Source organism: Micromonospora sp. DT68, assembly GCF_049847245.1.
GTDB lineage: Bacteria > Actinomycetota > Actinomycetes > Mycobacteriales > Micromonosporaceae > Micromonospora > Micromonospora profundi.
The window spans coordinates 47,934-61,603 of sequence record NZ_JBNCNZ010000023.1 but is presented as its reverse complement, the minus strand read 5'-3'; the positions used below and the strand labels follow the sequence as shown (position 1 = coordinate 61,603).

The window sequence follows — 13,670 nt, the reverse complement described above, 5'->3', positions numbered from 1 at the left end:
GCGGGCAGATCGGTTACGCGTCAGCCACCGACATGGGCAGTGACCTGCGTCACTGTACGGGCGCCGGGTCGGCGCGGCACCGCCCGCCGTGAGCCCGACCGGCCCGAGGTGGGATCATCGCAGGGTGAGTACGCCCGACACCGTCCGCTTCCGGTACAACCAAGCCATCCTGGCCGCCGCGCTCGTCGCCTTCGTCGGCGCCCTTCCGTTGGCCAACGCCCGGACGTACCTGCTGCCGGTGTTGCTCGTCCCGCTCGCCGTCGGGGTGTGGGCCTGGCGGGCCGGCACCGACGCCAACCCCCGGGAGCTGCGCCTGCGCGCGCTGCTGGGGCAACGCCGGATCGACTGGGACCACATCGTCGAGCTGGCCACCGATCCGCGCGGTCGGGCGGTCGCCCGGCTCGACGACGGTCAGCAGGTCGTCCTGCCCGCGGTGCGCGGCACGGACCTGCCCCGGCTGGTCTCGGCCACCGGCCAGACGCTGCCGAGCGAGGCGACCGAAACCCCCGACCAGTAATAGCGACGGTCAGTAGCCGTCGACCACCGTGTTGATCAGCGGCTCGCCGGCCGCGAAGCGCCGCACCTGCTCGCCGACCAGCCGGTACGCCCGCGGCAGCAACCCACGCACCGACCCGGCCACGTGCGGCGTGAGCAGCACGTTCGGCATCGTCCAGAGCGGGGAGTCGGCGGGCAGCGGCTCCGGGTCGGTGACATCCAGGGCGGCCGAGATCCGACCGGAGGCCAACTCGGCCACGAGCGCCTCGGTGCGGGCCACCGGCCCCCGGGCCGCGTTGACAAGCAGCGCCCCGTCCGGCATGGCGGCCAGGAACTCCTTGTCGATCAGACCACGGGTCTGGTCGGTGAGCGGCACCAGCACCACCACCACATCGGCCTCGGGCAACAGACGCGGCAGCTCGGCCACGGCATGCACCCCCTGCTCGGGCCGGGCCGTCCGGGCGACAAGTGTGAAGCTCACGTCGAACGGGGCGAGCCGGTCGCGCACCGCAGTACCGATGGAGCCGGCGCCGACGATGAGCACCCGCTTACCGGTCAGCTCGTCGGTAGGGACGTTGCCCTCGAACGCCCACCGCCGCTGCGCCTGTGCCCGGACGAAGGCGGGGAACGCCCGCAGCTGGGTGAGGATCGCCGTGACCACCCACTCGGCGGTGGAAGGGTCGTGCACGCCCCGAGCGTCGCAGAGGGTGACGCCCTCCGGCATCCGGTCGGCCCAGGCGTCCGCCCCCGCCGAGAGCAACTGCACAACGGCCAGGTCGGGCAGCTCGCGCAGCAGCGCTGTCGCGTCCGAGCCGCTCAGAAACGGCGGCACCCAGAAGCGGACGTCGGCCACGCCGGAGGGCAGCCGGTCGGGATGCTCGGCGACCTCCACCGTCACACCTTCGGGCAGTTCGCCGACGAGGCTCAGGCCGGCCGGGTGTGGAATCCATACCTTCACGTCCGCCGACGATAGTCCCCGTCGCGGCGACCGGAGCGGGCACGGCGGCGATCGGGCGTCCTGGGGGATGGCGCGCGGAGGCGGGGGGCGCGAGACTCAGCACACCGATGTTCGGTGCGGGCCCGAACGAGGTATAACCAAGGCCGGATGGCCGGTCGGCCTCCGCCCCCGCAGACAGGTGCTCGATGACCGACGGCTCCTCCGCCAGCCCGCGACGCGCGAGCACCCCGCCTCCGGGGCTCGCCGACGCGGCGCGGCTGCGCGCGCTCGCCGACACCGGTCTGGACGCCGCACCGGACGAGGCGTTCGACAGATTTGCCCGGCTGGTCAGCGACCTGCTGGACGTTCCGGTCGCGCTGGTCTCCCTGGTCTCCGCCGACCGGCAGTTCTTTCCCGGTGCGGTGGGGCTGCCCGAGCCCTGGTCCGAGCAGCGGCAGACTCCCCTGAGCCACTCGTTCTGCCAGCACGTGGTGGACATCGAGGTGCCGATGGTGCTGCCGGACGCCCGGCTCTACCCCCGCGTACGGGACAACCAGGCCATCGAGGACCTCGGCGTGGTCGCGTACGCCGGGATGCCGTTGACCGATCTCTCCGGCCGGGTGCTCGGCGCGCTCTGCGCCATCGACAGCAAGCCGCGGGCCTGGACGGCCGGACAGCTGCGGACACTTGCGGACCTGGCCGCCGCCTGTTCGTCCGAGCTGCGGCTGCGGATCGCGCTGGACGGCGCGCAGGAGGCCCGCCGACGCGTCGTGCAGGCGCACGAGCGGCTGGAGCTGCTGGCCGGGGTGAGTGAGACGCTCGCCGGCACGCTGGACGTTGGTACGTCGCTGCGCCGGCTCGCCGCCACGATGGTGCCGCTGCTCGCCGACTGGTGCCTGCTCACCCTGGCGGGACCAACGGGTCTGCCCCGCGAGGTGGTGGCGGTGCACCGCGACCCGGCCCGGGCGGCGGACGTCGACGGTTTCGCCGCCCTGCTGCGCAACGGCCTGAGTCAGGAGTCGACGGTCCGCGCGGTCCTGCGGACCGGCCAGCCACGGCTCGGCGCGGTGGCGTCGCTTGCCGACGTCGCACGGGGCACCACCGATCCGGAGATGGTGGCGATCGCCGAGCGGCTCGGCATCGCCTCCTACCTCAGCGTGCCGGTGCGGGCTGCCAGTGGCACCGTGCTGGGCGCGATCACACTTGTCAACGCCGCCGGGCGTCAGCAGTTCGACGACCGGGACCTGCTCACCGCGCTGGACATCGGCCGCCGGGCCGGGCAGGCCATCGGCAACAGCTCCATGTACGGCGAGCAGCGGCACGTCGCCGAAGTCCTCCAGCACAGCATGCTGCCGCACCTGCCTGCCGTACCGGAGCTGGAGCTGGCGGCCCGCTACCAGCCGGCGGCCGACCGGGTGGAGGTCGGCGGCGACTGGTACGACGCCTTCGTCCAGCCCGACGGTGACCTGATCGCGGCGATCGGGGACGTGGCCGGGCACGACATCGAAGCGGCGGCCACGATGGGCCAGCTGCGCAACCTGGTGCGGGGCAACGCCTTCGGCCGGCCGGACGCGGTAGGGGCGTTGATGAGCCACCTGGACGGTGCGATCCGTGGCCTGCGGCTGCCGATCGCGGCCACCGCGACACTCGTCCGGATCTGCCGCCAGCATTCCGGTGTACGCGAGGTGACCTGGTGCAACGCCGGGCACCCGCCGGCCCTTGTGGTACGCGTCGGCGGTGCGGTCGAGGTCCTCGAAGCGACGCCGGAGCCGCTGCTCGGCCTGGCCCGACCGTCGCCGCGGACCAGCCAGTCGACAAGCCTGGCCACCGGCGACACGCTGCTGCTCTACACCGACGGGCTGATCGAGCGCCGCGACCGGTCCATCGACGACGGGCTCGCCGAGCTGGTGGGCCGGGTGACCGGCACCGACACCATCCCGCTCGACGACCTGTGCGACCTGCTGCTCGCCTCGATCCAGCACCGCGAGGACGACACGGCGCTGCTTGCCGTACGGGCCCGCTGACCGGTTCGTCGGCTCCGCCGCCGGGGTGCCGTCTGCCCGCCGGGCCCGGATGGGTCGTCCGGCGGGCTACCCTGGGCCAGGTGAGAGACCGTCCCCCGTACCCTCGCACCCGCCGTCTCCGCTCGGTCCTCGCGGCGTCCTGCGCGGCGCTGCTGTTCGCCACCGGTTGCAGCTTCGGTGAGCCGGAGCCCGACCCGGCCGGCGAGCCTCCCAACCTGCCGACGCCGTCGGCAGCGGCGACCCCTGGCGGCGCCGGCCAGCAGGCGGTGGCGACGGTGCTGGCGAAGGGCCTGCGGGTGCCGTGGGGCATCGCCTTCCTGCCCGACGGCGGCGCACTCGTCACCGAGCGGGACAGCGGCCGGATCCTCAAGGTCGGCCCGGAGTCCGGGCCCGAGGGGCTACAGGTCCGGGTGGTGCAGACCATCTCCGACGTGGCGGCGGCGGGCGAGGGCGGCCTGCTGGGCATCGCCGTGTCACCCAGCTACGACCGGGACCGGACGGTCTTCGTCTACTACACAGCCGAGCAGGACAACCGGGTCGCCAAGCTTCAGATCGGCGGCGAGCCGACCCCCGTCCTCACCGGCATCCCCAAGGCCAACGTGCACAACGGCGGCGGGTTGGGGTTCGGCCCGGACGGCCAGCTCTACGTCAGCACGGGTGACGCCGGGGAACGCCCCGCCGCGCAGGACGTCAAGAGCCTCGGCGGCAAGATCCTGCGGATCACCGCCGACGGCAAGCCTGCGGCTGGCAACCCGTACCCCGGCTCCCCGGTCTGGTCGCTGGGGCACCGCAACGTGCAGGGTTTCGCGTGGGACGAGGCCAAGCGGATGTACGCCGTCGAGTTCGGCCAGAACACCTGGGACGAGATCAACCAGATCACCAAGGGCGGCAACTACGGTTGGCCGCAGGTAGAGGGGCGGGCCGGCGACAAGCGGTACACCGATCCGCTCACCCAGTGGGCGACCTCCGACGCGTCCTGCTCCGGCCTGGCCGCCACGGACCGGCTGCTGGTCACCGGCTGCCTGCGCGGCAAGCGACTCTGGGTGATGGAGCTTACCGACACGGGCACCCTGCTCGGTCAGCCCAGTGAGCTGCTCACCAACCGGTACGGTCGACTGCGCGCGGTGGCCGCCGCGCCGGACGGGTCGCTCTGGGTGAGCACCTCCAACCACGACGGGCGGGGCACCCCGGCGGGCGACGACGACCGGCTGCTGCGGGTGGTCTTCGCCGGTGGAGACGGCGGTCGCAGCTGACCTGCGTCACCATCCGCGCAGGTTTGCCAAGATCCTCCGACGGGCAGGTCAGAATCTCAGCATGGACGAGCAGCACGACGACACCGGCGACCGGGACGAGCCGGTGGCCGGCAGCGAGCCGCCACGCACCCGGCGGATCGGTCGCCCCGGAGGGCCGGTACGCCGCGCCGGTGTGATCCTCGCCGTGCTCGCCGTGGCGCTTGCCGGGGCGGTGCTCGGCGTACTGGCCGGTGGGCAGGTGGACACCGACATCGGGCCGTTCCGGGCTACCCTCACCCTCTCCCCGGCCAGCGATGGTGGGACGACCATCGACGTGCCGCCGCTCGGCGCGCTGCTGCTTGACAGCCATGACGGGCCGACGCACCTCACCGTGCGGCTCGGCGCACTGGACCAGGGGCGCACCGAGGCGCTACTGGACGACCCGGCAAGCATCAGCCGCGCCAGCCAGAGCGCCGTGGAGGACGTCCGCAGCGGGGTGATGCGGCTCGGCCTGCGCACCCTCGCCGCGTCGGTGCTCGTCACCCTGATCCTCGCCGCGTTGATCTTCCGGAACGTGCGGCGTACCGCCTGGGCGGGCGGGCTGGCTCTGGTCATCACCGCCGGCAGCCTCGGAACGGCTGCGGCAACCCTGCGCCCGCAGGCCATCGAGGAGCCGCGCTACGAGGGTCTGCTCGTCAACGCGCCGGCCATCGTCGGCGACGCCCGCCGCATCGCAAACGACTACACGAAGTACGCCGAGCAGTTGCAGCGCATCGTCGGCAACGTCAGCCAGCTCTACACCACAGTGTCGGCGCTGCCGGTGTACGAGCCGGCCCCCGGCACCACGCGGGTCCTGCACGTCTCCGACATGCACCTCAACCCGACCGGCTGGCAGCTGATCCGGACGGTGGTGGAGCAGTTCGGCATCGACGTGGTCGTCGACACCGGAGACATCACCGACTGGGGCAGCGAGCCCGAGGAGTCCTTCGTCGGCTCTATCGGCCTGCTCAAGAAGCCGTACGTGTTCATCAGGGGCAACCACGACTCGGGTCGTACGGCCGCCGCGGTGGCCCGCCAACCGAACGCGATAGTGCTCAACAACTCGACAACCACTGTCGGCGGGCTGACCATCGCCGGCATCGGTGACCCGCGCTTCACACCGGACAAGAACACCTCCCCGGCCGGCAGCGGGCTCACCCAGCAGGTCGCCGACCAGGTGATCGGCACCGGCGAGCAGCTCGCCGCCACCGTGCGCAGCTCGCCCCGCCCGGTCAACATCGCGCTCGTGCACGACCCGGCGTCGGCCGGGCCACTCGCCGGCACCTGCCCGCTGGTGCTCGCCGGGCACACCCACGCCCGGCAGGTCTCCAAGCTGCCCGAGGCGCCCGGCCAGCAGCCCACCACGCTGATGGTGGAGGGCTCCACCGGCGGCGCCGGGCTACGCGGCCTGGAAGGTGAGAAGCCGACTCCGCTGTCAATGAGCGTGCTCTACTTCGACCAGCAGAAGTTGCTCCAGGCGTACGACGACATCACCGTCGGTGGCACCGGGCAGGCCCAGGTCAACCTGGAACGCCACATTGTCGAAGCCCCGGCCGTCGGGCCGTCCGCCACCCCCACCCCGACCCCGACCCGCTGAGCGCGGGGCAGGGGCCGGGGTCGGTAGGGCAGGTCAGCGTAGGGCGAGGGCGGCCAGGGCGGCGTTGACGATGCTGCCGGGCTGCAGGTCGTGCAACTCGTACAGCTCGGTCACGCTGCCGGACTGGCCGAACTCGTCCACGCCCAACGGCACCGCCGGTGCCCCGACCGCGGACCCCAGCCAGGCCATCGCGTGCGACGCGGCATCGTGCACTGTCACCACGGGCACCCGGTCGGCGAACGCGGACCGCAGGGCGCCCGGCACGCTGGGCACGGTTGCAGTGCGTACGCCCTGCCGCAGGGTGCGCTGCCAGGCCCGGTAGAGCCTGTCGAGACTCGTCACGTCGACAACGTGCGCGGCGACACCTTCCTCGGCCAACTCGGCGGCGGCGGCCAGCACCTCGGGCAGCACCGCCCCGGAGGCGGCCAGCTGCACCACTGGGGCGTCGGCCAGGTGTGGGTACGCCTGGTGCGCGTCGACAAGCCGGTACGCCCCGGCGACCACCTGTCGGCGCAGCACCGCGTCGCCGAGCCGGGCGCGGGCCGCCTCGAACGGCGACTGGTCCAGCGGCCGGGTGCTCAGTCGGAAGTAGTACGCCCCGTCCTCGGTGGGCGCGGCGGTCGCGGCCGGCGACGAACCCCCGGCGATCTGCCCGAGCGCGTCGCAGAGCAGCCAGTCGAGGCTGCCCGCGTACGCCGGTTCGAGGAATGTCACCCCGGGCAGCTCCAGGCCGACCGACGCGGTGATCGTGGACTGGTGTGCGCCGCCCTCAGGGGCGAGGGTGATGCCCGACGGGGTGCCGGCCACCACGAACCGGGAACCGGAGTACGTCCCGTACAGGAACGCGTCCAGGCCGCGCAGCACGAACGGGTCGTAGACGGTGCCCACCGGCAGCAGCGGCTGCCCGGACAGGTCCCACGACAGGCCGAGCTGACCGAGCAGCAGGAACAGGTTCATCTCCGAGATGCCCAGCTCGATGTGCTGCCCGGCGGGGCTCTCGGTCCAGCGCAGCATCCGGTCCTCGGTCCAGGAGCGCTGCTCGGTGGGGGCGAACACCCCGGTCTTGTTGATGAACCCGGCCAGGTTTGTGGAGGTGGCCACGTCCGGGGCGGTGGTGACCAGGTAGCGGCCGACCTCCCGGTCCCGCGCCAGGTCCACGAGCACCCGACCGAAGACCTCCTGCGTGGAGATCGGCTTGTTGGCGCGTACTCCGGTGCTTTCCGGGACGGTGACCCCCAACGCGCGCTCGCGGGGCGCGCGGGACAGCGCCTCACGGCGGGCGCCGGCCCGGATGCCCGCCGGCGACGCCGGGTCCAGACGGTCCCACTCGGTTTCCGGGGTCAGGCCGTGCGCGGCCCGCAGCGTGGCCACCTGCTCGGTGCTGAGCAGCGCCGAATGGTTGCGCGGGTTGCCGGCAATGGGCAGACCCCAACCCTTGACGGTGTACGCGAAGACGACGCTGGGCCGGTCGGTGACCGCGTCGCACTGGGCGTAGGCGTCGAGCATCGCCTGGAGGTCGTGCCCGCCCAGGTCGGTGACGAGCGGGCGCAGTTCCTCGTCGTCGATGCCCTCGGTGAAGGCGCCCACCTCGGCCGGCGCGCCGTCCAGGAACTGCTCGCGCAGCGCCGGGCCGGTCAGCCCGAACAGCGACTGGTACTGCTCGTTGGGCATCGCGTCGATCCAGTCGCGCAGCGCCTCGCCACCCGGTTTGGAGTACGCCTCGGCGAGCCGGCGGCCGTACTTGACCTCCACGACGTGCCAGCCGGCCGCCTCGAACTGGCCCCGCCACTGGTTGATCCGGATGCCCGGCACCACCCGGTCCAGCGACTGCCTGTTGAAGTCGACAAGCCACATCACGTTGCCCAGGCCGGTGGTGGCCGGGTCGGCGACCGCCTCCCAGATGTTGCCCTCATCCAGCTCGGCGTCGCCGATCAGCGCCACGAACCGGGAGTGCGGGCGGGCGCCGAAGTGCGCGTCGACGTAGCGGCGGGTGGCGGCGGCGAACAGCGGCGCCGCCGCGCCGAGGCCCACCGAGCCGGTGGAGAAGTCCACCTCGTCCGGGTCCTTGGTGCGCGACGGGTACGACTGGAGACCGCCACGGGCCCGCAGCCGGGGCAGGTAGGAGCGGTCCAGGTTGCCCAGCAGGTACTGGATGGCGTGGAACACCGGAGAGGCGTGCGGCTTGACGGCGACCCGGTCCTCGGCGTCCAGGTGGGCGAACCACAGCGCTGTCATCGCCGTGACGAGGGACGCGCTGGACGCCTGGTGGCCGCCGACCTTCACCCCGTCTCCGGTTACCCGGTCGTGGTTGGCGGCGTCCACGATCCGGGTGGCGAGCCACAGCACCCGTCGCTGGATCTCGTCGAGGACATCGAGGTCGTGCTGGTTCACGGTGCTCCATCCGGGCGTCGCCGTTGACGCCCTAGCAACAAGGGGTGCAGAGGTGCATGGGGTGCATGGGGTGCAAGGAAGGGCCCCTTCTTAACGCCTGGTGCATAAGAAGGGGCCCTTCCTAACCGATCAGCCCTGGACGCCGAGACGCTCCAGGATCAGCTCGCGGACGGCCTTCGCGTCGGCCTGTCCACGGGTCGTCTTCATGACCGCGCCGACCAGGGCGCCGGCCGCCGCGACCTTGCCGCTGCGGATCTTGTCGGCGATGCCCGGGTTGGCGGCGATCGCCTCGTCCACGGCGGCGGTGAGCGCGCCGGTGTCCGACACGACCTCAAGCCCTCGGTTGGTCATGACCTCGGTGGGTGAGCCCTCACCGTCGACCACGCCCTCCAGGACCGTACGGGCCATCTTGTCGTTGAGCTTGCCGGCGTCGACCAGGCCCTGAAGCTCGGCGACCTGCGACGGGGTGGCCCCGATGTCGGCCAGTTCCACGCCGCTCTCGTTGGCCCGGCGGGACAGCTCGCCAAGCCACCACTTACGGGCCGCCGCCGGGGTGGTGCCGGCGGCCACCGTGGCCTCGATCAGCTCGACCGCGCCGGCGTTGAGCACCGACTGCATGTCCAGGTCCGACAGGCCCCACTGCTCCTGGAGCCGACGCCGGTGCACCCGCGGCAGCTCCGGCAGGGCGGCCTTCAGCTCGGCGACCCAGGCCGGGTCCGGCGCGATCGGCACCAGGTCCGGCTCCGGGAAGTACCTGTAGTCGGTGGCCGTCTCCTTCGAGCGCCCCGGGGTGGTGTCGCCGGTGTCCTCGTGGAAGTGCCGGGTCTCCTGGGTGATCCGGCCGCCCGCGTCCAGCACCGACGCCTGCCGCAGCATCTCCGAACGAACCGCCCGCTCCACCGACCGCAGCGAGTTGACGTTCTTCGTCTCGGTACGGGTGCCCCACTCCTGCCCCGGCAGGTTGAGGGAGGTGTTCACGTCGCAGCGCAGCGAACCCTCCTCCATCCGCACGTCCGAGACACCGAGGGTACGGATCACGTCCCGCAGTTCGGCGACGTACGCCTTGGCGACGTCGGGGGCGAGCGCGCCGGTGCCCGTGATCGGCTTGGTGACGATCTCGACGAGCGGGATGCCGGCCCTGTTGTAGTCGACGAGCGACTCGGTAGCGCCGTGGATGCGGCCGGTCGCGCCACCGACGTGCAGTGTCTTGCCGGTGTCCTCCTCCAGGTGCACACGCTCGATCTCGATACGCACCGTCTCGCCGTTCACCTCGACGTCGAGGTAACCGTCGACGCAGATCGGCTCGTCGTACTGGCTGATCTGGAAGTTCTTCGGCATGTCCGGGTAGAAGTAGTTCTTCCGGGCGAACCGGCACCACTGGGCGATCGAGCAGTTCAGCGCCAGGCCGATCCGGATGATCGCCTCGATGGCCGCCTTGTTGGCCACCGGCAGCGAGCCCGGCAGGCCCAGGCAGACGGGGCAGACCCGGGTGTTCGGCTCGCCGCCGAAGTCCGTCGGGCAGCCGCAGAACATCTTGGTGTTCGTACCCAGCTCGACGTGGGTCTCCAGGCCGATCACCGGTTCGAAGCGCGCGACGACCTCGTCGTACGCGGGCAGTGTCGTCGTCATCTGAGCTCCAGGCGCGATCCGGACAGAACCGTTCCACCCTAATCGGCTGGTCCGGCCACCCCGCTGCCGGGCTTCGAGATCAACGCGCGAGCCGGGCGCGGCGGCGTGGGAAGACCGGCCCTGGGTCGGGCGTCACTCTGGAGTGGTGAAGCGCCGACGGTTGTAGGCCAGCACGAGCAGGATGCCGCCGATGGAGAACGCCACGACGCCCATCAGCAGCAGCACGAGGGGCGAGCCCGGTCCGGTGACCGGCAGCCACACGCCACTCGCCTTCGACTTCGACGGCGTGGGCTGGGACCCCGCAGGGCTGCTCTCCGACGGTGTGGCGGCCGGGTCGCTCGATGTCGGCGTGGCCGTCGGGCCGGTCGGGGTCGCGGTGGGGGTGCTCGGGGCCGGGGCGGCGACGATCAGCGACACCTCGCTCGTGGCGCTGGTGCTGCGCCCCTTCGCTCCGACGGTGAAGGTGAACGTGCCGACGCTGCCGGGAGTGCCGCTGAGCAGGCCCTCCTTGTCGAGGGTGAGGCCGCCCGGCAGTGCCCCGCCGGCCAGGGCGAAGGTGATGTCCGAATCACCGTCGGCGGTGAACCGGAAGGAGTAGGGCTGGCCGACCGTGCCGGCGGGCGGGTCGCCGGAGGTGAACGCGGCTGCTGCCTTGGCGACGACGATCGTGGCGTCCTGCTCGTCGAAGAGCTTGTTCTTGTCGGTCATCCGCAGCCTGAACGTGTAGGTGCCCGGCGTGTTCGGCGCGCCACCGAGCGACGTACCCACCACCAGCATCCCCGGCGGCAGACTGCCCGACACCACCGACAACGCGTACGGCCCGGTGCCACCGGTCGCCTCGACGGTATGGATCGCGTACACCTGCCCGATGTACATGAGCGACCGGGGCTCGTCCGAGGTGATGACGACCTTCTGTTGGCGTACCTCGATCGTCGCCTTCTGCTGGCCGAAGAGGCCGTTCTTGTCGGTCATCCGCAGCGTGAACGTGTAGGTGCCCGGCGTGTTCGGCGCGCCACCGAGCGACGTACCCACCACCAGCATCCCCGGCGGCAAACTTCCCGACACCACCGACAACGCGTACGGCCCGGTGCCACCGGTGGCCTCGACGGTATGGATCGCGTACGTCTGCCCGATGTACATGAGCGACCGGGGCTTGCCCGAGGTGATGGTGACGGTCTCGGCGGGGGCGGTGGCGGCGGCCGGCTGCGCGGCGCCCAGCAGCATTGCGACAGCCATCGTCAGTGCCATGACCGGGCGAAGTGTCCCCATCGCACATCCAGGTCTTGATCGGAGCCGCTCGCGGCCGCCAGCGGATCAGGTCCAGTCGATCCAGCAGACTCGGAGCTTATTCGACCAGTGCAACCGGACACTGACAATCCACCGACCGGAGATCGTCGTGTCGCCGCGACGACACAGCGCCCGGCGCGGTCGTGGTGACCGCACCGGGCGCGTGACGACTTTCGCTGAGGTCAGAGCGTCGGCGGGGTGAACGTGCCGACCGCGGACTCCAACGCGGCGGCGACCCGGTACATCCGGTCGTCGGCCATCGTCGGCGCCATCACCTGAAGGCCGACGGGCAGCCCTTCGGACAGACCGCAGGGCACCGAGATGCCCGGCCCGCCGTACAGGTTGGTCGGGATCGTGTACAGGTCGGCCAGGTACATCTGGTACGGGTCGGCGGTGCGCGCGCCGATCGGGAACGCAACCGACGGCGTGGTCGGCGAAATCAGCGCGTCGACCTGCTCGAACGCGGCGGTGAAGTCCCGCCTGATGAGCGTACGAACCTTCTGCGCCTGCCCGTAGTACGCGTCGTAGTAACCCGACGACAACGCGTACGTGCCGATCATTATGCGGCGCTTGACCTCGGGGCCGAAGCCGGCCTCCCGGGTCATCGACATGACCTCCTCCAGCGACCGGTTGCCGTCGTCGCCGACCCGCAGGCCGAACCGGACGCCGTCGAACCGGGCCAGGTTGGAGGAGCACTCGCTCGGGGCGATCAGGTAGTACGCCGGCAGCGCGTAGGCGAACGTCGGGCAGGACACCTCGACGATCTCCGCGCCCAGCTTCGCCAGGGCGTCCACCGACTCGCGGAACGCGGCCATCACACCTGGCTCGGCACCCTCGCCGACGAACTCGGAGACGATGCCGAGCCGTACGCCGGTCAGGTCGCCGGTCGCGCCGAGCTTCGCCGCCGCCACCACGTCCGGCACCGGCTGCGGGATCGACGTGGAGTCACGCGGGTCGTGCCCACCGATGACCTGGTGCAGCAGAGCCGCGTCGAGCACGGTACGGGCACACGGGCCGGGGGTGTCCAGCGACGACGAGAACGCCACGAGCCCGTAGCGGGACGTACCGCCGTAGGTGGGCTTCGCGCCGACCGTGCCGGTGACCGCGCCGGGCTGGCGGATCGAGCCACCGGTGTCCGAACCGATCGCCAGCGGCGCCTCGTACGCGGCAAGCGCGGCGGCACTGCCACCACCCGAGCCGCCCGGAATCCGGTCGAGGTCCCACGGGTTGTGCGTCGGGCCGTACGCCGAGTATTCGGTGGAGGAACCCATCGCGAACTCGTCCATGTTCGTCTTGCCGAGCATCACGGTGCCGGCGTCGCGCAGCCGCTGCACGATCGTCGCGTCGTACGGCGGACGCCAGCCTTCGAGGATCTTCGAGCCCACGGTGGTGGGTACGCCCCGGGTGGCGAGCACGTCCTTCACGGCGACCGGCACACCCGCGAGGGGGCCGAGTTCCTCACCGGCTGCCCGACGCTCGTCCACAGCACGGGCCGCGGCGAGCGCGCCCTCGGTGTCGACGTGCAGGAAGGCGTGCACCCGGTCGTCGACGGCGGCGATCCGGTCCAGGTGCGCCTGCGTCACCTCGACGGCGGAGGTCTCGCCACCGGCCACGAGGGTGGCGATCTCCGTCGCGGTCATTCTGGTCAGGTCGCTCATGCCGCCGCCTCGCTTCGCTCACCGGCGCTCTGAGCACCGAGCGCACTGAACTTGCCGATTCGCTCGCTCATGAGGCCACGTCCTCGCTCAGGATCCGCGGTACGCGGAACCGCTGGTCCTCGGCGTCGGGCGCGCCCGACAGCGCCTCCTGCGGCGTGAGGCACGGCGTGACGACGTCCTCGCGGAAGATGTTTGTCAGCGGCACCGAGTGCGAGGTCGGCGGGATGTCCGCGGCGGCGACCTCGCCGACCTGGGCGACCGCCTGGAGGATCACGTCGAGCTGGCCGGCGAACGTGTCCAGCTCCTCCTCGGTGACGGCGAGCCGCGACAGGCGCGCCAGGTGCGCGACCTCCTCGCGGGAGATGGCGGCCATCCGTGCCC

General features: G+C 71.8%; 10 protein-coding genes. 4 read left to right on the top strand and 6 right to left on the bottom strand.

The genetic code is table 11. The annotated features are described in order from the left end of the window. Positions 1–124: 124 nt before the first annotated feature. Positions 125–517, top strand: a complete 393-nt coding sequence (locus ACPXB1_RS28250) for a PH domain-containing protein (RefSeq protein ID WP_306272564.1) — start codon at positions 125–127, stop codon at positions 515–517. 9 nt (positions 518–526) lie between these two features. On the opposite strand, the gene ACPXB1_RS28245 is transcribed toward ACPXB1_RS28250, so the two are convergent. Continuing rightward, a complete protein-coding gene (locus ACPXB1_RS28245) occupies positions 527–1,453 on the bottom strand; it encodes a 2-hydroxyacid dehydrogenase (RefSeq protein ID WP_355593560.1) in 927 nt (308 codons plus the stop codon). A 185-nt stretch (positions 1,454–1,638) separates the two neighbouring features. Between ACPXB1_RS28245 and ACPXB1_RS28240 the strand changes: the two genes are divergently transcribed. From ACPXB1_RS28240 to ACPXB1_RS28230, 3 genes are all read left to right on the top strand, one after another. Beyond that, positions 1,639–3,456, top strand: a complete 1,818-nt coding sequence (locus ACPXB1_RS28240; RefSeq protein WP_355593558.1) for a GAF domain-containing SpoIIE family protein phosphatase — start codon at positions 1,639–1,641, stop codon at positions 3,454–3,456. Between the two features lie 32 nt (positions 3,457–3,488). Beyond that, a complete protein-coding gene (locus ACPXB1_RS28235; protein WP_425736019.1) occupies positions 3,489–4,709 on the top strand; it encodes a PQQ-dependent sugar dehydrogenase in 1,221 nt (406 codons plus the stop codon). A 61-nt stretch (positions 4,710–4,770) separates the two neighbouring features. Then, positions 4,771–6,324, top strand: coding sequence for a metallophosphoesterase (locus ACPXB1_RS28230; protein WP_355593554.1), 1,554 nt, complete (start codon positions 4,771–4,773; stop codon positions 6,322–6,324). Between the two features lie 33 nt (positions 6,325–6,357). Here ACPXB1_RS28230 and ACPXB1_RS28225 read toward each other — a convergent pair whose 3' ends face one another. From ACPXB1_RS28225 to gatC, 5 genes are all read right to left on the bottom strand, one after another. Then, positions 6,358–8,715: a transketolase-like TK C-terminal-containing protein gene (locus ACPXB1_RS28225; RefSeq protein WP_355593552.1), complete on the bottom strand. Its 2,358-nt coding sequence runs from the start codon at positions 8,713–8,715 to the stop codon at positions 6,358–6,360. A 129-nt stretch (positions 8,716–8,844) separates the two neighbouring features. Beyond that, complete coding sequence (gatB, locus tag ACPXB1_RS28220) at positions 8,845–10,344, bottom strand: Asp-tRNA(Asn)/Glu-tRNA(Gln) amidotransferase subunit GatB (RefSeq protein ID WP_355593550.1); 1,500 nt, start codon at positions 10,342–10,344, stop codon at positions 8,845–8,847. 132 nt (positions 10,345–10,476) lie between these two features. Then, entirely contained in the window at positions 10,477–11,613 is a 1,137-nt protein-coding gene (locus tag ACPXB1_RS28215; RefSeq protein WP_355630210.1) for an Ig domain-containing protein, read from the bottom strand. A gap of 200 nt (positions 11,614–11,813) precedes the next feature. After that, complete coding sequence (gene gatA, locus ACPXB1_RS28210; RefSeq protein WP_355630212.1) at positions 11,814–13,289, bottom strand: Asp-tRNA(Asn)/Glu-tRNA(Gln) amidotransferase subunit GatA; 1,476 nt, start codon at positions 13,287–13,289, stop codon at positions 11,814–11,816. Positions 13,290–13,356: 67 nt separating this feature from the next. After that, positions 13,357–13,662 (bottom strand): Asp-tRNA(Asn)/Glu-tRNA(Gln) amidotransferase subunit GatC, encoded by a 306-nt coding sequence (gene gatC / locus ACPXB1_RS28205; RefSeq protein WP_053659512.1) that lies wholly within the window; start codon positions 13,660–13,662, stop codon positions 13,357–13,359. Positions 13,663–13,670 lie beyond the last annotated feature (8 nt).

What these genes read in the sequence shown, in the direction of transcription:
- ACPXB1_RS28240 (WP_355593558.1), top strand. Translation starts at nt 1,639, where the DNA reads ATGACCGACGGCTCCTCCGCCAGCCCGCGACGCGCGAGCACCCCGCCT.
- ACPXB1_RS28230 (WP_355593554.1), top strand. Translation starts at nt 4,771, where the DNA reads ATGGACGAGCAGCACGACGACACCGGCGACCGGGACGAGCCGGTGGCC.
- gatB (WP_355593550.1), bottom strand. Translation starts at nt 10,344, where the DNA reads ATGACGACGACACTGCCCGCGTACGACGAGGTCGTCGCGCGCTTCGAA.
- ACPXB1_RS28215 (WP_355630210.1), bottom strand. Translation starts at nt 11,613, where the DNA reads ATGGGGACACTTCGCCCGGTCATGGCACTGACGATGGCTGTCGCAATG.
- gatA (WP_355630212.1), bottom strand. Translation starts at nt 13,289, where the DNA reads ATGAGCGACCTGACCAGAATGACCGCGACGGAGATCGCCACCCTCGTG.
- gatC (WP_053659512.1), bottom strand. Translation starts at nt 13,662, where the DNA reads ATGGCCGCCATCTCCCGCGAGGAGGTCGCGCACCTGGCGCGCCTGTCG.